This window comes from Nocardia sputorum, from assembly GCF_027924405.1.
GTDB classification, from domain to species: domain Bacteria; phylum Actinomycetota; class Actinomycetes; order Mycobacteriales; family Mycobacteriaceae; genus Nocardia; species Nocardia sputorum.
In genome coordinates this window covers 2,978,085-3,003,299 of record NZ_AP026978.1, presented here as the reverse complement: position 1 = coordinate 3,003,299, position 25,215 = coordinate 2,978,085, and the positions used below count along the sequence as shown (strand labels likewise).

At 68.3% G+C, this 25,215-nt stretch carries 20 protein-coding genes and 1 pseudogene; 14 read left to right on the top strand and 7 right to left on the bottom strand.

Going from position 1 to position 25,215, the window contains the following annotated elements; genetic code table 11:
• The first annotated feature begins 72 nt into the window (after positions 1-72).
• The gene (locus QMG86_RS13860; RefSeq protein ID WP_281879944.1) at positions 73-1,209 is read left to right on the top strand and encodes an NAD(P)/FAD-dependent oxidoreductase; all 1,137 of its coding nucleotides are present in this window, start codon (positions 73-75) and stop codon (positions 1,207-1,209) included.
• Here the strand turns inward: QMG86_RS13860 and QMG86_RS13855 are convergent.
• Positions 1,199-10,300, bottom strand: a complete 9,102-nt coding sequence (locus QMG86_RS13855) for a non-ribosomal peptide synthetase (RefSeq protein WP_281879943.1) — start codon at positions 10,298-10,300, stop codon at positions 1,199-1,201. The genes QMG86_RS13860 and QMG86_RS13855 overlap by 11 nt on opposite strands.
• Before the next feature lie 306 nt (positions 10,301-10,606).
• Between QMG86_RS13855 and QMG86_RS13850 the strand changes: the two genes are divergently transcribed.
• From QMG86_RS13850 to QMG86_RS13840, 3 genes are read left to right on the top strand one after another with little or no spacing between them, the layout of a single operon-like run.
• Positions 10,607-10,858 carry a hypothetical protein gene (locus tag QMG86_RS13850; RefSeq protein WP_281879942.1) on the top strand — a complete coding sequence of 84 codons (252 nt, stop codon included), beginning with the start codon at positions 10,607-10,609 and terminating at the stop codon, positions 10,856-10,858.
• Between the two features lie 53 nt (positions 10,859-10,911).
• Entirely contained in the window at positions 10,912-12,543 is a 1,632-nt protein-coding gene (locus QMG86_RS13845; RefSeq protein ID WP_281879940.1) for an FAD-binding oxidoreductase, read from the top strand.
• Positions 12,540-13,142 (top strand): TetR/AcrR family transcriptional regulator, encoded by a 603-nt coding sequence (locus QMG86_RS13840; RefSeq protein ID WP_281879939.1) that lies wholly within the window; start codon positions 12,540-12,542, stop codon positions 13,140-13,142. The genes QMG86_RS13845 and QMG86_RS13840 overlap by 4 nt, the downstream gene beginning before the upstream one ends.
• Before the next feature lie 15 nt (positions 13,143-13,157).
• On the opposite strand, the gene QMG86_RS13835 is transcribed toward QMG86_RS13840, so the two are convergent.
• Entirely contained in the window at positions 13,158-13,805 is a 648-nt protein-coding gene (locus QMG86_RS13835; protein WP_281879938.1) for a nitroreductase family protein, read from the bottom strand.
• A gap of 115 nt (positions 13,806-13,920) precedes the next feature.
• Between QMG86_RS13835 and QMG86_RS13830 the strand changes: the two genes are divergently transcribed.
• A complete protein-coding gene (locus tag QMG86_RS13830) occupies positions 13,921-14,379 on the top strand; it encodes a MarR family winged helix-turn-helix transcriptional regulator (RefSeq protein ID WP_281879937.1) in 459 nt (152 codons plus the stop codon).
• A gap of 70 nt (positions 14,380-14,449) precedes the next feature.
• On the opposite strand, the gene QMG86_RS13825 is transcribed toward QMG86_RS13830, so the two are convergent.
• Positions 14,450-15,418, bottom strand: a complete 969-nt coding sequence (locus QMG86_RS13825; RefSeq protein WP_281879936.1) for a TIGR03557 family F420-dependent LLM class oxidoreductase — start codon at positions 15,416-15,418, stop codon at positions 14,450-14,452.
• Between the two features lie 164 nt (positions 15,419-15,582).
• Positions 15,583-16,359 (bottom strand): MHYT domain-containing protein, encoded by a 777-nt coding sequence (locus QMG86_RS13820; protein WP_281879934.1) that lies wholly within the window; start codon positions 16,357-16,359, stop codon positions 15,583-15,585.
• A 435-nt stretch (positions 16,360-16,794) separates the two neighbouring features.
• Between QMG86_RS13820 and QMG86_RS13815 the strand changes: the two genes are divergently transcribed.
• The 3 genes from QMG86_RS13815 (at position 16,795) to QMG86_RS13805 (ending at position 19,688) form a co-directional block, all read left to right on the top strand.
• A complete protein-coding gene (locus tag QMG86_RS13815; protein ID WP_281879932.1) occupies positions 16,795-17,538 on the top strand; it encodes an oxygen-binding di-iron domain-containing protein in 744 nt (247 codons plus the stop codon).
• Positions 17,539-17,940: 402 nt separating this feature from the next.
• Positions 17,941-18,471: a hypothetical protein gene (locus QMG86_RS13810; protein ID WP_281879931.1), complete on the top strand. Its 531-nt coding sequence runs from the start codon at positions 17,941-17,943 to the stop codon at positions 18,469-18,471.
• 95 nt (positions 18,472-18,566) lie between these two features.
• The gene (locus QMG86_RS13805; RefSeq protein ID WP_281880951.1) at positions 18,567-19,688 is read left to right on the top strand and encodes a CapA family protein; all 1,122 of its coding nucleotides are present in this window, start codon (positions 18,567-18,569) and stop codon (positions 19,686-19,688) included.
• On the opposite strand, the pseudogene QMG86_RS13800 reads toward QMG86_RS13805, so the two are convergent.
• A pseudogene (locus tag QMG86_RS13800) lies at positions 19,669-20,340 on the bottom strand (dienelactone hydrolase family protein); the annotation flags it as partial. The gene QMG86_RS13805 and the pseudogene QMG86_RS13800 sit on opposite strands and share 20 nt — an antisense overlap.
• A 114-nt stretch (positions 20,341-20,454) precedes the next feature.
• Positions 20,455-21,213: a hypothetical protein gene (locus QMG86_RS13795; protein WP_281879929.1), complete on the bottom strand. Its 759-nt coding sequence runs from the start codon at positions 21,211-21,213 to the stop codon at positions 20,455-20,457.
• A gap of 513 nt (positions 21,214-21,726) precedes the next feature.
• Here QMG86_RS13795 and QMG86_RS13790 point away from each other — a divergent pair.
• The 5 genes from QMG86_RS13790 (at position 21,727) to QMG86_RS13770 (ending at position 24,359) form a co-directional block, all read left to right on the top strand.
• Positions 21,727-21,897: a hypothetical protein gene (locus tag QMG86_RS13790; protein WP_159840539.1), complete on the top strand. Its 171-nt coding sequence runs from the start codon at positions 21,727-21,729 to the stop codon at positions 21,895-21,897.
• 257 nt (positions 21,898-22,154) lie between these two features.
• On the top strand, positions 22,155-22,913 hold the full coding sequence (locus QMG86_RS13785; protein ID WP_281879927.1) for an SDR family oxidoreductase: 759 nt from the start codon (positions 22,155-22,157) through the stop codon (positions 22,911-22,913).
• A gap of 82 nt (positions 22,914-22,995) precedes the next feature.
• Positions 22,996-23,550 carry a class I SAM-dependent methyltransferase gene (locus QMG86_RS13780; RefSeq protein WP_281879926.1) on the top strand — a complete coding sequence of 185 codons (555 nt, stop codon included), beginning with the start codon at positions 22,996-22,998 and terminating at the stop codon, positions 23,548-23,550.
• A 9-nt stretch (positions 23,551-23,559) separates the two neighbouring features.
• Entirely contained in the window at positions 23,560-23,985 is a 426-nt protein-coding gene (locus QMG86_RS13775; RefSeq protein WP_281879925.1) for a MerR family transcriptional regulator, read from the top strand.
• A gap of 173 nt (positions 23,986-24,158) precedes the next feature.
• Complete coding sequence (locus QMG86_RS13770) at positions 24,159-24,359, top strand: hypothetical protein (protein WP_159840543.1); 201 nt, start codon at positions 24,159-24,161, stop codon at positions 24,357-24,359.
• Positions 24,360-24,393: 34 nt separating this feature from the next.
• On the opposite strand, the gene QMG86_RS13765 is transcribed toward QMG86_RS13770, so the two are convergent.
• Entirely contained in the window at positions 24,394-24,672 is a 279-nt protein-coding gene (locus QMG86_RS13765; RefSeq protein ID WP_434085683.1) for a hypothetical protein, read from the bottom strand.
• 180 nt (positions 24,673-24,852) lie between these two features.
• Here QMG86_RS13765 and QMG86_RS13760 point away from each other — a divergent pair, with 180 nt between their 5' ends.
• Positions 24,853-25,137, top strand: coding sequence for an ANTAR domain-containing protein (locus QMG86_RS13760; protein ID WP_350356387.1), 285 nt, complete (start codon positions 24,853-24,855; stop codon positions 25,135-25,137).
• Positions 25,138-25,215 lie beyond the last annotated feature (78 nt).

Genomic DNA, 25,215 nt, shown 5'->3' with positions numbered 1-25,215 from the left:
CCTTCGTCACGCCTGCGGACGGAGGTGAAGACGTGCTCGACTCGTCGGCGCCGCAGGGTGAAGAATCACCGTATGCGAACCGTACTCATTCTCGGTGCGGGGTTCGGAGGACTGGAGCTGGCCACCCGTCTGTCGGGTTCGCTCGCCGGTGATCTCCGTGTCGTCGTCATCGACCGAAACGACTCTTTCACCTTCGGCTTCGCCAAGCTGGACATCCTGTTCCGAGACGTGCCGCCGGAGGCCGTGCGCGTGCCGTACACCCGTTTCGCACATCCGCGCGTCGAATTCCGGCAGGAGGAGGTCACCGAGATCGACCCGAGCGCCCGACGGGTCCGCACCGATCACGACGTGTACGACCCGGACATTCTCGTCATCGCACTCGGCGCCGATTACGACCCCGGCGCCACCCCCGGATTCCTCGAAGACGGGTACGAGTACTACTCCATCGACGGCGCCCGCCGATTGCGCGAACGCCTGACCGGCTTCGACGGCGGTTCGGTGCTCATCGCGGTGCTGGGCGTCCCGTTCAAATGCCCGCCCGCGCCGTATGAAGGCACGATGCTCCTGCACGAGCAGCTGGATCGGCGTGGGGTCCGCGACCGCGCCGAGATCCGGTTCGCCAGCCCGATGGAGTCACCGATCCCGGTGTCCCCGGAGACCTCCGCCGCGATCGTCGAAGCGCTGGCCCGGCGTGGGATCGACTACTCCCCCGGGCTGCCGGTCCAGGCGCTCGACCCGAGCCGTCATGTGGCGGTCACCCGCGGCGGCGATCTGTCCTACGACCTGTTCATCGGAATCCCGAAGCACCGCGTCCCCGCGGTCGTCGAGGCATCGGGGCTCACCGAAGGCGGGACCGACGGCTGGGTCGCCGTCGACCCGCAGACCCTCGCAACGCCGTATCCCGGCGTCTACGCCCTCGGCGACTGCGCCGATGCTCCGGTCCCGCGTGCGGGCGTCTTCGCCGAGGACGCCGCCCGCACCGTCGCCGCGTGTATCGAGGCCGAGCTGCGCGGAGCGGCCCCGTCGGAGCGGTACCGCGGCCGGGGCACCTGCCATATCGAGTTCGGCGACGGGCTGGTCGGCAAGGTGGAGGCCGATTTCCTCTCCGGTCCCGCGCCGGCCGCGCCGTTCTCCCCGCCGTCGGCGGAACTGGCCCGGGAGAAGGCCGCGGCCGCCGAGGCCAGGCTGCGGCGCTGGTTCACCGGCTGACCGGCCGCTCCTCGCCCGTCTCGCCCGCACGCCACGCTCGGGTGAGCACGTCGGCTATCTCCGCCAGGCCGGCCGCCGTGGTCATCCGCCAATGCGTGGTGGACACGGCGTGGTTGTGCACGCGGCCCTCGACGACCTCACGCCACAGCGACGCGCCCACACAGCCGGTCGGGTCGTCGAGAGCGGCGGTGAAATAGACGACGTCGCCGCGGTACACGGGCGGGTCGTAGGCTCCGCGCAGCGCGACCGAGTGCACTGCCGCGTCGAGGATGCGAGTGACGCGGTCGGATCCGAACGAAGCGAAAGGCTCGGGGAATTCGGTCATCCTCTGGGGCAGCGCGGCCCAGTCCACTTCCGCGACGTTGCCGAGGTCGCCGGCTTGCTCACCGAGCAGACCACCCATGAGTTCGGCCACCGGCACCTGGCCCGCGTCGCCGGGCGGTGTGCCCGGCGGATCCGCCATGTAACTGTCCATCACCGCGAGCAACGCGACTCGCTCGCCTCGACGTTGCAGTTGGACGGCTATCTCGTGCGCGATGACGCCACCGAAGGACCAGCCGAGCAGATGATAGGGGCCGGCCGGTTGCTTCGAACGGATCAGCTCGACGTAACGGTGCGCCCATTCCTCGATCGAGCCCGGCATCACTTCGTCGGTTGCCAGTACCGGCGTTTGCAGACCGTAGAGCGGGCGCTCCGGGTCGAGGTAAGCGGCGAGGCCGGCGTACGACCAGGAGATCCCCGAGACCGGGTGAACGCAGAACAGCGGTGCGGCCGAACCCGAGGGGCGCAGCGGCAACAGCATGTCGAAGGCCGCCTCGGTCTCGACCGCGCCGCTCGCACGACGGGCCAGGTCGGCGACCAGCTCCGCGGGTGTGGACGCGGTGAACACCCGCATCACCGGGATACGAGTGCCGAGCGCGGACGACAGCCGGAGCGTCAGCTTGGCGGCGAGCAGCGAGTTCCCGCCGTGTTCGAAGAAGTTGTCGTCCATGCCGAAGCGCTCGGCGCCGAGCACCGCGGCGAATGCGTCGGCGACGGTGGCCTCGACGGGCGTGGCGGGCGCGCGGAATTCCCGTGTGCCGAATGCCGGCGCGGGCAACGCCCGACGGTCGAGTTTGCCGTTGGGCGTCAACGGGAAGGCGTCGAGCACGACGATCGCGGCGGGAACCATGTAGCCGGTCAGATACGCGGCAACCTGCTCGCGCAATCCGGCCGGGTCGGGCCGCGCACCGGGCTCCGGTAGCACGTAACCCACGAGCTGATCGCCGAGAGCGGCATCGGTCCGCACCAGCGCGACTGCCTGGCGCACGCCCGGACAACGCACCAGCGCCGATTCGATCTCCCCCAGCTCGATCCGGAAGCCCCGCAGCTGCACCTGCTGGTCGCCGCGACCCGTATAGGCGAGACCGGCGTCACCGCCGAAGCGGCTCCAGCGCGCGAGGTCACCCGAACGGTACATCCGGGACCCGGGCGGCCCGAAAGGATTCGCGACGAACCGCGTCGCGGTGAGCCCGGGGCGTCCCGCGTAGCCGCGCGACAGCTGACCACCCGCGACATAGATCTCCCCGGGGGTACCGAACGGCGCCGGTCGCAGGCGGATGTCCAGCACGTGCGTGTCCAGCCCGGGCAGCGCACGGCCGATCAGGCTGAGCGGACTGTCCGCCAGATCCGCGCCGACCTCCAGGAAGGACACGTGCACGGTGGTCTCCGTGATGCCGTACATGTTGACCAGGCGTGGCGTGTGCGCCGGATGACGCTCGTACCAGCGTCGCAGGTGCCGCAGATCCAGCGCCTCACCGCCGAATATCACGTACCGGAGCGCGAGCTCCCCGGGCGCGGCCGAAGCGTCCCGGTCGGCGTCGACGAGTTGGCAGAACGCCGACGGCGTCTGGTTCAGCACCGTCACCCGCTCGCGAATCAGCAACTGGCGGAACTGCTCCGGTGATCGCGAGGTCTCGTAGTCGACCACGACGACGGCACCGCCGGTCACGAGCGCGCACCACAGCTCCCACACCGAGAAGTCGAAGGCGAAGGAGTGGAACAACGTCCAGACGTCCCGCTCGCCGAATTCGAACAGCGGCTGCGCCCTGGTGAACAACTCCACCGCATTGCGGTGCGTGACGCCGACACCCTTGGGCACGCCGGTGGAGCCAGAGGTGTAGATGACATAGGCGAGGTTGTCCGGGTGCAGAGGCGTCACGCGGTCGGCATCGGTGAGCGGATCGTCGGTGTATTCCGCCGTCTGCTCCAGCAAAACGGCGGTCAGGCCCGAGTCCGGGAGAGCGGACTGTTCGTCGGTTGTGGTCAGCACACACACCGGTGCCGCGTCGGCGAGAACGAAGGCCAGCCGCTGCGCCGGATAGGTGAGGTCGATCGGCAAGTACGCGGCGCCGGCCGTGAGCACGCCGAGCAGCGCGGCGGGCAGTTCTTCGGTGCGTGGCACCGCGACGGCCACAACGGTTTCCGGCCCCGCCCCGGCCGCGATCAGAGCGCGGGCGATGCGATTCGCGCGCCGCTGCAACGCGCCGAAGCTCAGGGTGGCGGCGCCGGACCGCACGGCCGTCGCCTCGGGCCTGCGGCGCGCCTGCTCGCCGATCAGCTCGGGTAGCGTCGGCGCGATCACGTCCGGTGCCTCGCACGATCGCGTGACCGCCGGGCAGCTTTCGCCTTCGTCGAGGACATCAATGTCCCAGACCCGCACCGAGGGATCCTCCGCGACCGCGGACACGACGCGCTCGAACCGGCGAGCGAAGGCGCGGACGGTCGATTCGTCGAAGAGTTCGGTGGCGTAGGTGAAGGTCACTGCCATCTCGGTCCGGCCGTCGTCACCGAGCCGGGGCTCGACGACCACTTGCAGATCGAATTTGGCCGCGGTCGAGCCGTTGTCGACCGCGGTGACCGTCAGGTCGGGCAGTTCCAGGGTGGGCTGCTCGATGTTCTGGAACGACAGCAGCACCGGGAAGAGCGGGTTGCGCGCCCCGGTGCGTGCGGGGGCGGCCTCCTCGACCACCCGCTCGAACGGCACGTCGCCGTTGCCGAACGCCGAGAGGGCCGCTTCCCTGGTCCGGCCGACGAGGTCGCGGAACGTAGCGGAGGGGTCCACCTCGACGCGCAGAGCCAACGTGTTGACGAACATCCCGACCAGGTCGTCCAGCGCGCGTTCGCCGCGCCCGGCGACCGGGGTGCCGATCACGACATCCGTCGCGCCGCACAGGCGCCCGATCAGTGTCGCGAGCGCCGCGTGCACGACCATGAACAGCGTCGCGTTGTGGTCGCGCGCGATCCGGCTCAGCCGCTCGTGGATCCGCGCCGGGATCGAATGGCCGATCGACGCGCCACGGGAGGAGACGGCCGACGGTCGCGGTCGATCGGTCGGCAGTTCCAATGGTCCCGGCAGCCCGGCCAGCTGGTTGCGCCAGTATGCAAGCTGTTGCGCCGCAATCGAATCGGAATTATCACCGAGTCCGATGGCGGCGTGCTGCCAGAGGGCGAAGTCGGCGTACTGCACCGGCAGCGGCGCCCGGTCCGGCGCGCCACCGCCGAGACGCGCCGTGTAGGCGGTCACCAGGTCGCGCGCCAGCGGCGCGAGCGACGATCCGTCCGCCGCGATGTGGTGGGTCACGATGACGAGCAGATGATCGCGATCCGAGGTGAACAGCCGGACCCGGATGGGCGCGGCCGCGGTCACGTCGAAGCCCGCGGACATCAGCCCGTCGACCATGTGCGCGACGTCGGCGACGCGGTGCTCGACCGCGATGCCGTCGGGAAGAACCGCGTCCGCCGGAAGGATCTCCTGATAGGGCTGTCCCTCGGCGTCGACCGGGTACCGGGTGCGCAGCACCTCGTGGCGTTCGATCACGTCGGCGACCGCGTGGCGCAGCGCGGGCAGGTCCAGGACACCGGTCAGCCGGATGGCGAAAGGCATGTTGTAGGCAGGTGAGTCCGGCTCGATGCGGTTGAGCAACCACATGCGCTGCTGTGCGAGCGATAGCGGAATGCGGTCCGGCCGTCGCGTCCGCGTCAACGGCGGACGAGTGGTACCCGCCCCACCGGCGGCAACCCGCGTGGCGAGCGCGGAGACGAGCGGCGCCTCGAAGAGGTCGCGCACGCCGACCTGAGATCCCAGCGCCTCGTTCACCCGCGCGACGGTTCGGGTGGCGAGCAGCGAATTGCCGCCGAGGGCGAAGAAATCGTCATCGATCCCGACTCGCTCGGCGCCGAGCAGCTCGGCGAACACCTGCGCGACGGCCTGTTCGACGGGGTTGCGAGCAGCCCGGAACGTCCTGGCCTCGATCGCCGGCTCGGGCAGTGCTCTGCGATCGAGTTTGCCGCTCGCGTTCAACGGCAGCTCCGGGAGCTCCACCAGGGCGGACGGGATCATGTAGGGGGGCAGCACCGCCGAGATCCCGGCCATGAGTTCCGCGCGGTCGACGGCCTGGCCGGGCTGCGGGACCACATAGGCCACCAGCCGATCTCCCGATGGCGAGGGCACCACCGCGGCGACCGCTTGGCTCACCGAGGACTGCGCGAGCAGCGCGGTCTCGATCTCCCCTGGTTCGATGCGCTGGCCACGGAACTTCACCTGGAAATCGGTGCGCCCGAGATATTCCAGTCGTTGGGGCCGGCCGCCGCCGGGCGCGCGCCACATGGCCAGGTCGCCGGTGCGGTACATCCTTGCGCCGCTGTCGAACGGGTTGGCGACGAAACGACCGGCGGTCGATGCGGCCTGCCGCACGTATCCACGGGCGAGTTGGTCTCCGGCCAGATACAACTCGCCTGGCACGCCGGCCGCGACCGGTTGCAGCCGCGAATCCAGGACGTAGACCTGGGTGTTCCATTGCGGCTGACCGATGGGCACCGTCATCCCGTCACCTGTTCCAGCGGGCCAGTAGGTGACCGATACCGCGGCTTCGGTGGGTCCGTAGAGGTTGTGCACGTGTGCGCCGGTGACCGCACGGACCGCGCGCACGGTCTCCGGTGGCAGCGCCTCCCCGATGACGAACAGATCGCGCAGTGTCGCAAGGCTTTCGGCCGGCGCGTGCGCGGCGAACGCCGTCAACATCGAGGGCACGAAATCGGTGACCGTGACACCGTGCGCGGCGATGGCCGACGCGAGGTAGCCCGCGTCACGATGCCCGTCGGGTTCGGCGACGACCAGTTTCGCACCCGCCCGCAGCGGCATCAGATAGCCCCACAACGAGACGTCGAAGGTGGTCGCGGTCTTCTGCAGGTAGGCATCCCCCGGCCCCATGGGGTACCGGGCGAGCATCCACCCGATCTGGTTGTCGATCGCCTTGTGCGAGACCATCACGCCCTTCGGGCGTCCGGTCGAACCCGACGTGAAGATCACATACGCCGGGTGTTCGGGGCGCACCGTCCGCAACAGTTCTTCCGTGCGGATCGGCGCGCCCGAGCGCCGATCGGCACCGAGCGCCTCCACGTGCAGGACGGTGACGTCGTCGGGCACCGGTACTTCGTCGGCGGAGGTGGTGAGCACGCAGAGGGGCCGGGCGGCGGCGAGCACGTGCGCGATTCGTTCGGCGGGATGTTCGGGGTCCAGCGGTACGTACGCGCCACCGGCGGCGAGAATCGCGTACATGCCGACCACCAGATCCAGCGAACGCCGGATCGCCAGTCCCACCAGCGTTTCCGCGCCGACGCCGTGATCGATGAGCACCCGGGCGAGCCGGTTGACCCGCTCGTCGAACTCACGGTAGGTCAGCTGCCGGTCCAGGAAGACGACCGCGACATCGTCCGGATGACGCGCCACCGCACGCCGGTATCCGTCGAGCACCAGACCCGCCGGGACCGGGCGCCGGGTGTCGTTCCAATGAACCAGGATCGCGGTGCGCTCCGCGGCGTCCAACAGGTCGATCTCCCCTACCGCGCGATCCGCCGCATCGGCGACGGTCGCGAGGATCCCGCACAGCCGCCGGGCGAAACCCGCCACCGTGGCCTCGTCGAACAGGTCGGTGGAGTAGGTGAACGCCGCCGAGATGCCCAGCGGCGTCCGCTCGTCCTCGTGCGGCACCATGGTCAGCTCGAGATCGAATTTCGCCAGCGGCAGGGCGAAATCCAGCGCGGAGACGCGCAGCGCGGGCAATTCCAGTATCGCGGGCGCGAAGTTCTGGAACGTCAGCATGGTCTGGAACAGCGGGTGATGCGCACTCGAACGCACCGGGTCCAGTAGTTCCACCAGACGTTCGAACGGCACGTCGGCATGACCGAACGCTTCGATGTCCCGGCCGCGCACCTGCGCGAGCAGTTCGGCGAAACTGTGGGCGGGGTCGACGTCGGTCCGCAGCGCGAGGGTGTTGACGAACATGCCGATCAGGCCGTCCACCGCGGCCTCGCCACGTCGGGCCACCGGTGCGCCCACGGTGATGTCGCGGGTGTTGGACAACCGCGCCAGCAAGACGGCGTACGCGGCGTGCGCGACCATGAACAGCGTCGCGTCGGTTCGGTGCGCCAGCCGGTTCAGCGCCGCGTGCACCGTCGCGTCGATCTTGAACTCGTGGACGGCGCCGCGACCGGAGAACACCGCGGGGCGCGGCCGGTCGGCCGGTAGATCCAGTCTCTCCGGCAGGTCGGCCAGCCGCTCGCGCCAGAATTCGAGTTGTCGCCCGAAGATCGAGTCCGGATCGTCCTCCGCTCCGAGCATGTCGCGCTGCCACAGCGTGTAGTCCGCGTACTGGAAGGGCAGGGGTTTCCAGGCGGGCGCGCGGCCTGCGACCCTGGCCGCGTATGCCGTCATCAGGTCTGCGGTCAGCGGGCCCATGGAGGAGCCGTCCGCGGCGATGTGCTGGACCACGCCCACCAGCACGTGCTCGGTCTCGCTCGAGCGCAGCAGACGCAACCGGACCGGCGGCGCCGCCGTAACGTCGAAACCCTCGACCACAGTGGCCACCGTGCGCTCGAGGATTTCGGCTTCGGTGACGTCGAGCACCGGCAGTTCCGGGACCGCCCCGGGCTCCGACAGGGCGTGCACCCGCTGGCTGCCTGACCCCTCGTGCTCCGGATAGCTGGTCCGCAGCACCTCGTGCCGCTCGACGAGATCCCGGATCGCGGCCCGCAGCGCGTCCATGTCCAGCTGTCCGCTCAGCCGCACCGCCAGCGGGATGTTGTTGCTCGCTCCGGCCGGATCGAATCGGTTCAAGAACCACATCCGCCGCTGCGCGAACGACAGCGGCACCCGCTCCGGTCGCGCCATCGGTCGCGGTGCGGGATGGCCGAGGCGTGCCTGCTCGTGCAAGCGTTCGGCCAGTTTCGCCACCACCGACGCCTCGAACAGCAGCGCGACCGGAACCCGCACGCCCAGGGCGGCGCCCAGCCGCGCGGCCGCCCGCGTCGCTATCAGCGAATTGCCGCCGAGCTCGAAGAAGTCGTCGTTCGCACCCACCCGGCCCGCGCCGCCCGGCGGCAGGAGCAGCGCGGCGAAGATGTCGGCGACCACCTGCTCGGTCGGTGTGGCGGGGGGCCGGAACTGCCGGGTGGTGAGCACCGGCTCCGGTAACGCGGCGCGATCCAGCTTGCCGACCGGCGTCAGCGGCAGATTGTCGAGCACCGTGATCGCGGCCGGAATCATGTATGCCGGAAGAGATTTCGCGAGAAAATCGGTGAGCTCCGCGGTGTCCAGCGCCACCCGGACGCGGCCGCCGGTGGTGGATGCCGTTCGTGGCAGCACATAGGAGACCAGCGCGGCGCCACCGGAGGGCAGTGTCGTGCCGAGGGTCGCGGCGTAGTCGACGTCGGGGTGGCTGGTCAGCGCGTTGTCGATCTCGCCGAGCTCGATCCGCAGCCCGCGGATCTTGACCTGGAAGTCCACCCGCCCGTGGTGTTCGAGCACGCCTGCCGAGGTGCGCCGTACCAGGTCTCCGGTGCGGTACATGCGGGCGCCGGGCACCGCCGCGAAGGGATTGGCCACGAACCTGTCCGCGGTCGCCCCGGGGCGCCCGAGGTAGCCCTGAGCCAGCGCCGGTCCGGACAGATACAGCTCCCCGATCACGCCCGTGGGCACCATCCGCAACCGGGCATCGAGCACGTGGACGCCCAGCGCCGGTACCGGGGTGCCGATATGGGTCGCGCCGCCCGCGCACAACGCCTCGGTGCCGGTGGCGAAGATGGTGGTCTCGGTGGGGCCGTAGACGATGTAGAAGCTGCGGTCGCCGGTCGCCCATCGTGCGGCCAGTTCGCGGCCCACCCGTTCACCGCCGCACAGGATGGCCCGCAGTTCGCCGAGACCGGCCGGCTCGAGCGATTCCAGCGCCCCGGGTGTGATGCACAGATGCGTCACCCGCTCACGGCGCAGCAGATCGGCGAGTTCGACGCCGCCGAACACCGTGGGCGGCGCGACGACCAGCGTCGCGCCCGCCGAGAAGGCGAGCAGCATCTCGATCACCGAGAAGTCGAAGCTCGGTGTGCACAGATGCGAGACGCGCGACTCCCGCCGCACCGCCCGGGCGGCGATCTCGTGCTCCACCAAGCTCGCGAGACCGGCGTGCGTCACCGCGACGCCTTTCGGCTTGCCCGTCGAGCCGGACGTGTAGATCACGTAGGCGAGGTGCTGTTCGGTGAGCGGACGTAGCCGGTCCAGATAGCAGACCGCATGGCCCGGCTCGGCGGCGACCTTCTCCCGGTGTGCCGCGGCGTCGAGTTCGATCCACCGCACTCCGAGCGGGGCGAGCGCGCCCACGTGCGCCGAGGTGGTGAGCCCGACGACCGCGCCGGTATCCGCGATCATGTGCGCGATTCGATCTGCCGGATAGGAAGGATCGACGGGCACGTAGACGGCGCCGGTCTTCGCGACCGCCCACACCGCCAGCACCGACTCGATCGAACGGGTGATGGCCACCGCGACGTAGTCCCCCGGCCCCACCCCGAACCCGATCAGATAGCGCGCCCACCGCGAGGACGCCTCGTCCAGTTCCCGGTAGCTGAGCTCCCGCTGATCCGCTGGATCGCCGGTGGGATTATACCGGACCGCCGTGGAGTCGAACGCCGCGTCGACCGCGGCCGTGAGCAGTTGAGGGAACAGGAGATTGCGTGCCCGTGAATGCTGGGTGCGACGTGCGGAACGGCGTGTCGGGGTCATGCGGCGGCGGGTTCACTCTCTGGTCGATCATCGTCCGCCCTGGCGATGGAGCCAGAAGCAGTGCCTCAAATGCGTGAACCATGACCCGAGCGTGCAGACGGACCTTAGCGAACGCCGCATCGATCGGCGCGGCGAGGCTAGGAGAGTTCATAGGAGTACCCCGGCCAGGATTGGGCTACGACATGGTGTGATGTGAAGAACAGTCATCTCGTCACAGGAATCGATGTGATTAAAATCACTCCATCTCCCCTCGTATGACGCTTCCGCAAACCGGTTCTCGGGCGGGCGTAGTGCACTGAGATCGAGGTGATCGACCAGCCGATCCTCTGCGCGCGAGCGAAGATCAACCGCACCGACGCCGACCCGGGCGCGGCAAAGCCGATGGACGTCGGAAGTCGGGAGCCGCCCGTCGACGGCGGCGCTCCGACCCTTACCGATACGACCGGACAACTCGCCAACCGCCCCAGCGTGGACGGCCCAACCATTGATCGCCACGAGGAAACAGTGCATGCCCCCGATCGCGCCAGCAGCATCGACCTCCCCTGCACCCCCAATTGAACATGAGGTAATTTACTCGCAAGTCAATTAGATCGTGGGAATGGAGCCGTGTGATGGCGACGAGGTCCTGGTGGGGATGGGGCAACCGGGAAGACGCGGTGACCGGCCACGAGCGAGCCGCCCTGACGAAACGCGTAGCGGCCCTGCTCCCGGACGCCGAGTTGACGGTGCACGAAGCGCCGGACCTGACCTCGTTGCGCGTGCCCCCGCCGCGCGTCCAGGTACCCGATGCGCTGGCTGAACTGGCCTCCGACGACCTCGGCGACCGCGTCGCACACGGCCACGGGCAGGCTTTCCGCGACGTGGCGAGGGCGCTGCTGGGACGTCTCGACCACATTCCCGACCACGTGCTGCGGCCGCGTACCGAGCAAGATGTGGTCGACATCCTGGACTGGTGCGCGAGCGCGGGGGTCGCCGCGGTGCCGTTCGGCGGCGGAACGTCGGTGGTGGGTGGGGTGGAACCGCGGTGCGCCGACGCCTACGCCGGAGCCGTGTCGCTGGACACGAGCCGCCTGAACCGGATTCTCGAACTCGACCGCACCAGCCGGGCGGCACGAATTCAAGCGGGCATCCTCGGCCCGGCACTGGAAGCCGCGTTGCGGCCGGAGGGCTTGACACTGCGGCACTTTCCGCAGTCGTTCGAATTCTCGACGCTCGGTGGCTGGCTGGCCACCCGGGCGGGCGGCCACTACGCGACCGTCTACACCCATATCGACGACATGGCCGAATCGCTACGAGTGGTCACTCCCGCCGGCCTCAGCGAATCCCGCAGGCTGCCCGCGTCGGGCGCGGGACCCTCGCCGGATCGGATGTTCCTCGGGTCGGAAGGCATACTCGGCGTCATCACCGAGGCGTGGATGCGCTTGCAGGACCGGCCGCGCTGGCGGGCCGGCGCATCGGTGCTGTTCGACGACTACGACGCGGCGGTCGCCGCCACCCGCGCCGTCGCCCAGTCGGCCTTGTTTCCGGCCAACTGCCGGTTGCTCGATCCGGTGGAGGCGTTCCTCAACGCGGGCACGAGCGCGCCGGGCGGAGTGCTGGTCCTCGGATTCGAGTCCGCGGACCATCCCGTGGACGAGCCGATGCGCCGGGCGGCGCAGATCTGCCGCGAGCACGGCGGCACGATCCCGGACGGCATTCGCACCACCGACTCGGCGGAAGACCCGGCGCGCGCGGGCGCGGCGGACACGTGGCGCTCGTCGTTCCTGCGTATGCCGTATCAACGGGACGCGCTCGCGGCCCAGTCCATGATCGTGGAAACCTTCGAAACCGCCTGCACCTGGGATCGTTTCGACGCCCTGCGCGCGGCCGTGCGGGCGGCGACCACGGCCGCGTTCCGATCCGCCGGTGTCACCGGGGTGCTGACCTGCCGGTTCACCCATGTCTATCCGGACGGTCCCGCGCCCTACTTCGGCATCTACGCCGCGGGCCGCTGGGGACGAACGGTCGAGCAGTGGGACGAGATCAAGACCGCCGTATCCGAGGCGCTGCACGGCAACGGCGCGACCATCACGCACCATCATGCCGTCGGCCGCGACCACCGCCCCTGGTACGACCGCCAGCGACCCGAACCGTTCGCCACGGCGCTGCGGGCGGCCAAAGCGGCGCTCGATCCGGCCGGAGTCCTCAATCCCGGGGTGCTGCTCGACCCGATCGTCCAGCCGCCCGCGCAGGACGCCCGATGAGCAGACCCGGCACCAAGGGTGTGCCGCGGGAGCGGCGCGAGGAACAAATTCTCGACATCGCCACCACCGAGTTCGGCGAGCGCGGCTACGCCAAGGCTTCCGTAGCCGAGATCGCCACGGCCGCAGGCGTTTCCAAGCCGCTCGTGTACGCCTACTTCGGTTCCCGCGACGGACTGCACGCGGCTTGCGTGCACCGCGCCGGGAAGAGTCTGATCGCTGCGGTGGCAGCGGCTCAGTTCGCGCAGGGCGCGCACGACCGGGCGCTGAAGACACTGACCGGAATCTTCCACGCACTCGACGGGCGCACGCAGAACTGGAAGATCATCTACGACGCCACTCTGCCACGGCCGAGTGCGGCCTACTCGGTGGCCCGGGAGTATCAGGATGCCCTCAACGGCATGGGCTCGGCAGGCGTGTCGCAGGTGCTGGCCGATGCCGGCATCTCCGACGACGACGATCACTCCTTGTTGCTGGCGCTGTGGTTCAGCATCGTGTCCACCACCATTTCCTGGTGGAGCGACCATCCCGGCCATACACCCGACCAGATGACCGCACGCTGCCTGCGGCTGTTCACCACGATCCGCGCGACGACCGTCTGACACGCCGAGCGGTGATCACCACGTGTCCCAGTGCATAACCTCGGCTCGATCGATGCGTTCGGCGGGCCGGAAGTCGGTGCCGAGGGTGAACGCGAGCGGGATGAACGCCGCCAGCATGACCTTCTCGTAAGGCACGCCGAGCACGGTGGAGAGTTCCCGCTCTAGTGGTGCGTGCGCCGTGGTCCAGACCGTGCCGAGCCCCCGCGCGCGGGCGGCGAGCATGAAACTCCAGACCGCGGGGAGGATCGAGCCCCAGGCCATGGATTGCTCGAGAACGCCCGCGTGGTCGGTGCGGCCTTCGATGGCTGGGATCACGAACGCCGGCACCCGGTGGATGTTGTCGTAGAGGTGCTGGAACCCCTCGCCGATCCGGCGCAGAGACGCCGGATGAGCGGACATGCGACGTACGTCGGCGGGCGTGAGTGGTTGTCCGCCCGCACTGTGCACCGCGCGTCGGAAGATGTCGGCGACGACTGCACGCCGCGCCCGGTCCGTGACGACCACGAAGTGCCACCGTTGCCGGTTGCGTCCGGTCGGCGCTTGCGTTGCCAGGTCGACGCATTCCTCGATCAGCCCGCGCGGTACGGGCCTGGTGAAGTCGAGCCGTTTGCGCACGGCTCGCGTGGTGGACAGGACTTCGTCCGCGGACAAGTTCAACGACATGGCGCCGGATCCATCTCTCTACAGATTATTGGTGAACAGATCATCTGTGACAGTACGGTTCATAATCATCTGACGTCAAATGATCTGCGCACAGATGGTCTGATACACTGCATCGATGCCGACCACGACCGACCGAGCGCGAGTGGAATACCTTTCGCGGCTCGCCGCGCAGCGCCCGGATATCGCCTTGTGCCGCGTGTCGTCCGCGATCGCCCGCGCGGCAGAGGCCCATGCTCAGCAGCAGGGCTTGGGCGTGGGTCAGCATCTGGTGCTGAAAATGCTGGCCGATATCGGTCCGTGCTCGCAGCGCGTGCTCAGCGAGGAACTGCGCATCGACCGCAGCGTGATGGTCGGCATCGCCGACGATCTCGAGGGCTCGGGCTACGTCCGGCGTGAACGTGACCCCGCCGACCGCCGGGCCTACGCCGTGACGATCACCGAAAAGGGGAACCGGGCGCTGTCGAACGCCGAACAGGCGGTCCCCGAATTCCTCGACCGCGCGTTCACCGCGCTCGAGCCGGACGAACGCCGACAGCTCACGGCATTGCTCGGCAAACTCCTCACCGTGAGCTGAGCGTCGCCTCGACAGTCACCGGTTGCCCCCGCGTTCTCGCGAAGGGCCGTCCGCCGCGGGCCGTCCTCGCTTATGCGCTCGGCGCCAGAGCGCGCAATGGCTCGTCGAGTTCCCGCCGGTAGAAGTCGATGAAGCCGTCCGGGTCCGGGCCCGCGTTCTGCATCACGAGATGATCGAAGCCCGCGTCGGCGTACTGCTTGGCGGCGTCGAGGTAGCGGGCCGGGTCCGGACCGCAAGCGAAATTGTCGAGGATGTCCTCCAGGCGGACGGTGGTGGTCGCCGCGGCGAAATTGACCGGATTCGGCAACTCGCTCATCACCTTCCATCCCGTGACGGCCCAGCGCGTCGTATCGAGCACCGCCTTCGCGGCCGTCTCCTCGTCCGGCGCCCACGCCATCCCGACCTCCGCATAGCGCGGGCCCGTGCCGCCCGCCACGCGGTAGCGCTCGACGATCTCGGAGTTCGGTTCGGTGGCGAACAGGCCGTCACCGAGCTCGGCGGCGATGCGGGCCGCCTCCGGCCCACCCCCGGCGACGGCGATCGGCGGGAGCCGCTCGGGCAGATCGAAAACGCGCGCCTCGGAGATGGTCAGGAACTCACCGTCGTAGGAGTGGTAGCCGCCGCTCCAGAGCAAGCGGATGATCTCGAGCGCTTCACGCAGCATCCGTTGCCGGATCCGCACCGGCGGGAATTCGCGGCCGACGACATGCTCGTTGAGACGCTCGCCCGAACCGACACCCAGGGTGAAACGATTGCCGGACAAGATCGCGAGCGTCGCCGCCGCCTGCGCGATGATCGCGGGGTGGTAGCGCAGGATAGGGCAGGTCACTCCGGTCGCGAGTGCGATCCGATCGGTCTTCGCCGCGATGGCTCCGAGCACGGTCCAGGCGAACGGCGAATGGCCCTGATTGTCCAGCCAGGGATGGAAGTGATCGCTGATCTCGACGAAGTCGAATCCGGCCTCCTCCGCTCGAATCGCTTGACGGACAAGCTCGTTCGGACCGAATGCCTCGGCCGCCAGTTTGTACCCGATGCGCATCGCCACCTCCTGGTTCGGCTGGAGGGCCGGTCACCTCGCGAACCGGCTCTTGGCGCGCGTACCCGGCATCCGGCGGCGAAAACTCCGCGTCGACCGCGGCACAGCTGCCCCGGCGCGGCGGGTCGACCGGACGCGCGCCGCGGACCAGGTGCCGCGTAGTCGCTTCACTCGCGAGTCGGCCAATAGCTGGCGGCGTGGCGGCCCTGCGGAACATAGGTGTTCTCGTCATCGACCTCCGTGACGCCGAGGTGGAGCAAGAGCATCACGGTCACCAGGCTGATGCTCACGATCAGCGGAGTCAGCAACTGCGTCGCGCCGGCCCCGGAGGGTGCGTGCATGTGCTCGGCTTCGTGCACGCGCATCGCGAACATGCCCGTGTAGTGCATGCCCGACACCGCGACGCCCATGACCAGCGCCGCCGCGACGGTGACGAGCGTGCCGCGGACGTGCAGCGTGAACCACAACGCGGCGGTCGCCGCCACGACGGCGATCGCCATGGACAGCGCGACGATCCGTCCGTCGTAGCTGATCGACGCATCGGATTTCATGGCGTACATGCCCGCGTAGTGCATGGCACCGACGCCGAGACCGGTGATCCCGCCCCCCGCGAAGAGGCCCACCGGACCCAGCGCCCGCTGGTGGGCGATCCGCAGTCCGACCCACACCACCGCGATGGCGATCAGCGCGCTGATCAGGGTGAGCGGAACGTCGTAGCGGATCGATGCGCCCTCGATCGCGAACCCGAGCATCGCTATGAAGTGCATGACCCAGATGCCGGTGCCGCCGATCGCGACCGCCGCGGCCAGCAGCCACCCGTCGCGCGCGGAACCGGTACGGGATCTGGCCATGCACCGCAGTCCTAGCAATGAACCGGTGAACGACATGACATAGGCGACGATGGGTGTGAGCCACCCGTGGCTGAAATGGTCGATTTCCAGCACGCGACACTCCCTCGCTGGATAGATTCGGCGTGTCGATCGGACGGCGACCGAATCTCACATAGTGAAACTGCAGGTAGATAATTTAGAGTACTACTATCCTGTTTAAAATCATAGGATGAGTCTCGAGTAGCGGGAAATGCGCTGTCCCTGAAGTGAAACGCACGCCCTTCGGTCGGCGCGACCGTCTTCGGAAGTGTCGCGCGTCAACAGCTAGCAGCTGGCTTCCCTCTCGCACCCCCGGTGCGCCGATGCCCTCAGCGCACCGGCAGGAGAGGATGCGCAACGCGGCCGCCCATGACGTCTCGCCCGCGACCCGCGCGGTCCGCGACGAAACCAGCGCGCTGGACAGGATCGACGCTGGATAACTGCGAATTCGCTGCCGGTGCGCGAGCGATTGGCGACAATAGGGAAAACCGCATCTGTCAGGGACTTCTCATGGAAACCCACACCGACGAGATAGCTGAGAAGATCTACCGCATCTCCACATTCGTTCCGGAGGTGGGACCAACCGGCTTCACGTTCAACCAGTTCCTCGTCGACGCCGAGGAGCCGTTGCTCTTCCACGCCGGCATGCGCGCGCTCTTCCCTGTCGTATCCGCGGAGATCGCGCGGATCATGCCGGTCGAGCGGTTGCGGTGGATCACGTTCGGGCATGTGGAAGCGGACGAGTGCGGCGCGATGAACCTCTTCCTCGCCGCCGCACCGCAGGCGCAGGTCGCCCACGGTCTGGTCGGATGCCTGGTCTCGATCGATGATCTGGCCGACCGGCTGCCACGCCGGTTGACCGATGGCGAGGTGATGGACCTCGGCGGCCGCCGGGTGCGGCACCTGGACACGCCGCACGCGCCACACAACTGGGAGGCGCGGGTGCTCTACGAGGAGACGACCGGCGTCCTGTTCTGCGGCGATCTGATGACCCAGCTCGGCAATGGTCCGGCGCTCACCTCCGCGGATCTGGTGGAGCAGGCGGAAGTCGCGGAGGATGTCTTCCATCCCACGTCACTGGGCCCCGCCGTACCGGCTGCCCTGAATCGGCTCGCCGGACTGGCGCCCACCACGTTGGCGATCATGCACGGCTCGAGCTTCGTGGGCGACGGCGCCACGGCCCTGCGTGACCTCGCGAACGTCTACCAGGCCCGTCTGGCCGCCGGAGCGCCGCGCCGCACGCCGAATGAATAGCGGCACGGTCGCCGCCACAGGCCCCTCCCCGACTGCCATAGGGCGACACTCGTTCTCGTTTTCGAGTGCACATGCACACGTGTTTTCGGCACCGCCGCAGACTTTTTCAGCAGGAGGATGCGGGCACAACCGCAGCTAACGCCGCCGGTGCGGCACTGTGGCGATTCTGGTGCGACGCTGCTGCCGAGCTGGCGAACTCCGGAAAGAGCTTCCACACCAGGGAAGCTGCTGGACCGTCGTCCGGGTACCGAACGAAGGGGACGATCCAGACTCTCACTCCGGACCCCGGCGGCGGCGGTGCAGCCGGATCCCGAACGCTCGCACGACTGTGCTCCACGACATCTGGCGAACTTTCAGCGTTTCTTCGTATGTCTCACCCGGATAACGGCGTATGGTCGCGCTATGACGACAGCGACGTCGATCGATACCGGAGCCGAACACCTCGCCTGCTGGGTCACCGTCGTCGGGCAACGGCTTCACCAGTTGCCCACAGCAAACCCGAACGTTCTGCTCGCCCACGCGATGAGCGGGTTCCTCGCGATCGGGCGGGCCAGCATGGCCCTGCTGACCACTTCCGCGAATCCCACCGATATCCGAGACCACGATCTCGTCTTCGAGATCACGGCCGACGCGGAACGCTGGCTCACCGATGCGGCGACCGAATCGATCGTCAACCGGGTCACCGATCGCGGCGAGCACATTCAGCGCTACCTCAGTCCCGCCGCGCTCGATACCGTGGCGAAAGCCCGCCTACGGCGCTGTGCGCAGGCAACGGCGATCCACACCCGCGATCTGCTGGCCGGGATCGACGCCGACCCGACCGCGTCGGACGAGATCCGCGACCTCGCGAAGGATCTGGCCGCACGGGCGAACATCATCGCCACCGTCTACGCCGACGACCCGCAACAGCTGCTTTCGATGTCCAGCAGGTGAGCGGGACGGGCCCGCGGGTCCTCGCCGACCGACCGACCGTGCGCCCGCGCCCGGCCGTAGAACTCGACGAACAGCGCGTTCCCATCGGCCCCGCGATGGCCGACAATGGTGGTATGCCGACGGTGCTGCTGGGCGGCGACGTCATGCTGGGGCGGGGTGTGGACCAGATTTTGCCGCACCCCGGCGATCCGAGGCTGCGCGAACGATATGTCAACGACGCGCGAACCTACGTCGAGCTGGCCGAACGGACGTACGGCGAGTTCACCCATCCGGTCGGCTACCGGCACCTGTGGGGTGACGTCCTGCCGATCCTGGCCCAGATCGCCCCCGAGGTGCGGTTGCTCAACTTGGAGACGTCGATCACCGCAGGCGGTGTATTCGCTCCCGCGAAAGGCATCCATTACCGGATGCATCCGGACAACGTGCCCGCGTTGACCGCGATAGCGCCGGTCGTCTGCGCACTGGCCAACAATCACGTCCTCGATTTCGGGATCGCCGGTTTGGCGGACACGCTCGCGGCGCTCGACGCCGCACACATCGATCGCGCCGGCGCCGGGAGCGATCTGGCGGCTGCCCGCGCTCCCGCCACCGTAGAACTCGCCGACGGGCGCCGGGTGGTGATCGTCTCGGTCGCCGCGGGCTCGAGCGGCGTTCCGGAATCCTGGTCGGCCCGGCGCAAACGGCCCGGACTGTGGCGAGTGGGTTACTCCCCCGACGCGGCGGCGGCCGAGGACGTCGCGGCGGAGGTGGCCGCGCACAAACGCGACAACGACATCGGCATCGTTTCCGTGCATTGGGGGCCCAACTGGGGCTATGAGGTCGCACGAACCGAAACGCGGTTCGCGCATCGATTGATCGAGGCCGGCGTCGACGTGGTGCACGGGCATTCCGCGCATCATCCGCGTCCGATCGAGATCTACCGCGGAAAACCGATCCTGTACGGATGCGGCGACGTCATCGACGACTACGAAGGCATCCGCGGCCACGAGCGGTACCACGCCGACCTGCATCCGCTGTACCTGGTCTCGCTGGAGCCCGGCTCGGCGGAGGTCCGGCTGATCCCGCTGCGCGTGCGGCACATGCGGCTGGAATGGGCTCCGCGCAGCGAATCCCGCTGGCTGTGCGAGAAGATCCAGGACATCAGCCGCGGCTTCGGCACTCTCGTCGCGCCTCGGCCCGGCGATCTGCCGGTGGTATTCAGTGCAGCACGACGGTGAGATGGCGGTGGAACCATTGGACCGCCAGGTCGGCGACCTGCTCGAGCGCACCGGCTTCCTCGAACAGATGGGTCGCTCCAGGGACGATGTCCAATTCGCTCGGACATGGCATCCGTAGCTGGGCCTGACGGTTGACCTCCAGCACCCATCGGTCGTTCCCACCCACGATGAGCAGCGTCGGGGCGCGCACCGAACCCAATCGCGCACCGGCCAGGTCCGGCCGCCCGCCCCGGGAGACGACCGCAGCGATCTCGGTGCCGGGTTCGGTCGCCGCCCACAGCGCGGCGCCCGCGCCGGTGCTCGCCCCGAAATATCCGGTCGGCACGCCGTCGAGCTCCGGTCGCGTCCGCAGCCAGTGGGTGACCTCCACAAGGCGATGAGCGAGCAGCGGAATGTCGAACACGCGAGCGCGGTCGCCCTCCTCCTCGGCGGTCAGCAGGTCGACCAGCATCGTCGCGAACCCCGCCCGATTGAGGACCTCGGCGACGAACCGGTTGCGTGGACTGTGCCTGCCGCTACCACTGCCGTGTGCGAAGGCGATCAGCGCGGTGCGGTCCGGTGGGACAGCCAGTACCCCGGCCAGCCGGGCGTATTCCGACGGCACGATGACCTCTTCTGTCCGCGTCGGGGACCGGTGTGCGGACGGCATCGAACACCTCCTGATATCCGGGGTACCCGATCAGACCGGTCATGCGCAAGGGGGTTCGCACGACGGCCCGGCCCGCATGCCGGGCGGCAGCAGCGGACACCGGGCATCGCCGAACGGTCAGTCGGCGTCTTCGGATTCGCCAGACCGTTTCGTCGTCACGATCCGGATGCCCCCCGGTAGACGGAACAGACCGCTGGATCGGTTGCGGATCCACTGGGTGAGGGCGGCAACCGCGGAGCCCAGCGATGTCACGCCCGCCAGCAGCGACCACGGCGTGAGCGTCGCGGACGTGTACGCGACCTGACCGATGCCGGGCACGACGAGTCTGCCGTTGCCGAACGCCCAGTTCATCAACGACCCGATCTGTCCGCCGAGATCCGACTTGCGTCCGACCATCGCCTTCAGCTCGGGGCCCTTGCTGTTGATGTAGAGCACGGTGATCACCACGAGCACCGCCCCCGCCAACGTCGCCAGCGTGGCCAGCCGATCGAGCGCCTCGATGCGCAGACGCAGGTTCACCACGACCGAGAAAACGACGACGATGATCGCGGCGCTGGCGAGCAGTGCCCAGAAGCCGGTGACCCGCGCACCGGGCGGGGCCGACCGCGACCAGACGTTGAGGAATCGCGTCGTGATCTCCATCCGGCCGAACGCGTTGGTGCTGACCTTGCCGTCGGCGCCGGCGGCGGTGAGCCACGGCTGGAACAGCAGCACCAGCGTCACCAGGCTGCCGACCGCGGCCCACACGTAACCCCAATGCCCGCGCAGCGCGGCCAGAATCGCCTTTGCCGGTACGGCGCCGCTCTTCGCCTCGTCGGGCTGGTCGGATCGGCCGTCTCGAGCTTCGTCCGACTGCCACGGCGTTGGCTGCACCATTGCCTCAGTTTAAGGTCGTGTCGGTGTCCGAATTCGGAGCGGACTCACCGCCGGTGGGAAGTGCACGGTGCACTATGCCACCGGGTCTTCGAGCGCAGGCCGGCGTAACCTCTACGGCCCGTGCGCGATCGCGGCAGCGACGTAACGATCACCGTTACCGACCGGCGCTACCTTCAACGCCCGAATCAATTCGCCGGTGGAGCCGCGATAGCGGCGGCGAGTCGTATACCGCGACGCAGCGCCGTCGCCGTATAGAGTTGGTCCCCCGCGGCCGAATATTTCCGATTCCTTTGGAAGAGCACAATTCGGGCAAGGTGCGGGGAGTAAAGAGTCTCCAGGTTTGTTTTCGCCGCGACAACGGAGCCGCCACCCCGGAAAAAGCACCCTCGGTGATCTTCCCGTTACGCGCCGGCGGGGAACTTGACATTTCTTTGCCTGGTGTTCACTGCTCTATAGGTGAAGCATGAAAATCGTGAGTCAGAGATAAGTTTCACTCGAGTCGAAGGATGCACAATGTCCACCAAAATCACGAAGATCCTGGCCGCGACCACAATGGCCGTCTCCTTGGGCGTCATCGCGGCTCCCGCCGCTTCTGCCGAAACGACGCCATCGGACGTCGCGACGCCGGTATGGGGCTCGGTTGTACTCTGCGTTCCGCTCGGCAGCGTTGTCTTCTGCATCTGATGCGGAAGCTGTGCGGCCGCGCCTAGGCGAGGTGCGTCGCACTTTTCGGTCGGAAATAGTTTCAGTCCAGGTACTCGGCGGTGTGCGGGGGCATCCCGCCGAGTCTCGCGCGAACAGACGCAAGGAGGCAGCGCGACAGTAGTTGCCGCCGCACGTGGATCGACCGTCGCGGCGGCACTGTCACGACTGCCTTCGTCATGTCACACCCGCCGTCGTCGTTTCGTCCACTCACCGAACGTGAGTCGAAGGAGATTGCGATGCGAGTAGCGGTTGCCGGCGCAAGCGGGCGGATCGGCCGGGATGTGACCGACGTGCTGCGGACCCAGGGCCACGAGGTCGTGGAGATCAGCCGAACAGTGGGGGTGGATGTCCGAACCGGAGCCGGCTTGGCGGATGCCTTGGCCGGGGTGGACGTGGTGGTGGACGCGATCAACGCGGCGACCACCGAAACCGAGGCGGTGACCGAGTTCTTCCGCACCGTCGCCCGGAATATCCAGCGTGCCGCGGCCGCAGCCGGTGTGCGGCGGATCGTGCTGGTCTCGATCATCGGGATCGATCGGTTCACCGCGGGCCACTACGCCGGGAAACTCGCCCAGGAGAACGCCTACCGGGAAGGTCCCGTGCCGGTGCGGATCCTGCGCGCGGCCCAGTTCCACGAATTCACCGAGATGATGCTCGACTGGACTACTCGCGGCGACACCGCCTACGTCCCGAAGTATCGCGCCCAGCTCGTGGCCGCCCGCACCGTCGCAGAGCAGTTGGCGCATCTCGCCGTCGCCGAGACGGCACCCGAATCGGTCGAAATCGCCGGACCGGAGGAGCTGAACCTCGCCGCGGCCGCGGCCGACGTCGCGGCTCGACGAGGTGAACCGGCGCGAGTCGAGGAGATCGTCGACCTCGACGACCCGGATCACGAACTGCAGGCCGACGGTGCCCTTTTGCCCGGACCGGGCGCCATCCTCGCCGGGCCGACCTTCCAGCAATGGCTCACGCGGAAGTACCCGGCACAGCCGTGACCGCTCGACCCACACCGTACTTCTCTTGACTTCAGGTCGACCTCAACTCGCAAGCTGAGCGCACCACGAGGAGAGGTTGATCATGACAACGTTCGGAGAAAAACAGAGCCGGGGATACGACCAGCGGGCATCTCGCCTGCTCGGGGGCCTCTACCGCCGGATCGCCGCCGACATCGACGCGTCCGCGCGGCCCGGCGCGTGGGTGCTGGACGTGGGGACAGGTCCGGGAAAAATGCTGGCACGGCTGCGTTCTCGTCGGCCGGACCTGCGGCTGCACGGCGTGGACCTGTCCCCGCACATGATCGATCTCGCCGAGACGACGCTCTCCGGCAGCGCGACCGAGTTGGCGGTCGGTGACGTGGCCGCGCTGCCCTATCCCGACGACAGCTTCGACCTGGTCGTCTCGAGTTTGAGCATGCACGAGTGGCCGGATCTGGACCGCGCGGTCGCGGAGCTGGCACGGGTACTGCGCCCCGGCGGCGCCGTGGCCATCTACGACTTCCGATTCGTGCGGGCGGCGGCTGGGCTCAGCGCATTACGGCGCTTTTTCGACGCGGCGACGGTACGGCGGGAGACGGTGCGTCCGCGGCGTCATCCGATCGGGCTGTACGCGCGGCTCACCGCTCGCGTCGCCTAGAGTGCGGCTATGGCGGGCGGCGACATCTCGATCGGTGAGCTGGCAGCGCGTTTCGGCCTGGCCACCCATGTGCTGCGACACTGGGAGGACGTCGGATTGCTCGCGCCGCGGCGGGACGGCGCCGGTCGGCGCCGGTATCACGACGACGACGCGGAGACCGTCGCGATGATATTGCTCGGGAAGCGGTCGGGTCTGGCGCTGGACGAACTCGTCGCACTATTCGCCGCGGCGTCCGACCGGACCGCGCGCCGCGACCTGCTGCGTGCGCACCGAGATCAGCTCGTTCATCGGATCGCGCAGGCCACCGCCGCGCTGGAGACCATCTCACACGCTCTCGACTGCGCGGCCGAGGACTTCCGCGAGTGCCCGCACTTCCAGGCGAAGGTCGCCGACGCGCTCGCACTGGTCACGAACCGGTCAAGATCGCGAGGGTGAATCGTTACGGCACAGGGAATTCCGTCTTGACGGCGGAGTTTGCCGCGGTCCGCGCGCCGCGATGCGATTCGACGGAAACAGGGGGGTTCGGCGGATGTCACCGCGGATTAGGATCGATTCTTGCGAACAGTGACACCGCAACCAGTGACACTTCGACCCGATAGAGGTGCCCCATGAGCAGGACAATTCGTGTGCCCGCCGCGGAACTCGCCGATCACGTGGGCGAATCCGTCGTCGGGTACGGCACCCTCACACAGGCGGGAGTGGTCCAGCCGGGCGGCGACCTCGTGGTCGCCGTTTTCGGCGTGGAAACCAACCGGCGCGAGAAATCTTTCACACCAGCGCAATTGGTCGAACTGGAGGTCGACGACTGACGGCGGTGGGAGGCACGGCACGCGGACGACCGCCTCAGCCGATCAGCGCGTTCATAATCGTCCCCGCACTGGTGGCGATGACCCCGCCGAGCATGCCGCCGGCGACCATTTTCGCGGAAGCCAGTGGACCACCGTTCCACTTCTCCCAAGCGAATTTGCCCCCGGCATAGGTGATTCCGGCGACTCCCGAGAGAATCACGAACCACGTGAAATATCGGAAGAGCTGGAGGATTTTCTCCGAGTTCGGGGGAGCCTCGGGGACCGGGTCGTCCACCTGAGCCAGAAGAAATGTTTCGACTGCCGTATGGATCATCATTGATCTGTCTCCGTAGCGTTTCCACAGGACGAGTTATACGCAATCGCTATGACGTTCGAAGTATCGCGATCCGCGGGGCTCGCGTCAACCCTCCCCTGTGGCCGAGGACATCCGCCGCGCCATCGTTTCTCCGCCGCGAGCCGGTGTCAGACGGCCTCGGACGGGTAGTGCGTGCGTGTGAGTTATGACGCTGACGGCACAGCGGCCGGTGACATCGATCCGGTAGCCGCGCGGGCGGTGATCGAACAAGCCAAGGGCGCGGTGATGCTCGTCTACGGCCTCGACGCCGAGCAGGCGTTCGCCATCCTGCGCGTCCGATCCCAGGAAACCAACACCAAGCTGCGGGTTCTCGCGGCCAACGTGGTGGCCGAGCTTCCGTCGATCGGCCTGCCCGCCGTGACCGGCGAACTGCGCAGCCGGGTCGACCGGCTGCTGTCGACGGCACACGAGCAGGCTCGGTGACCAGCCGCGCACCGAATCGAGACACCGCCGCCGCCAGGTGCGGGGTCACCACGGCGCCCCGGCCGAACACCGTGTGCG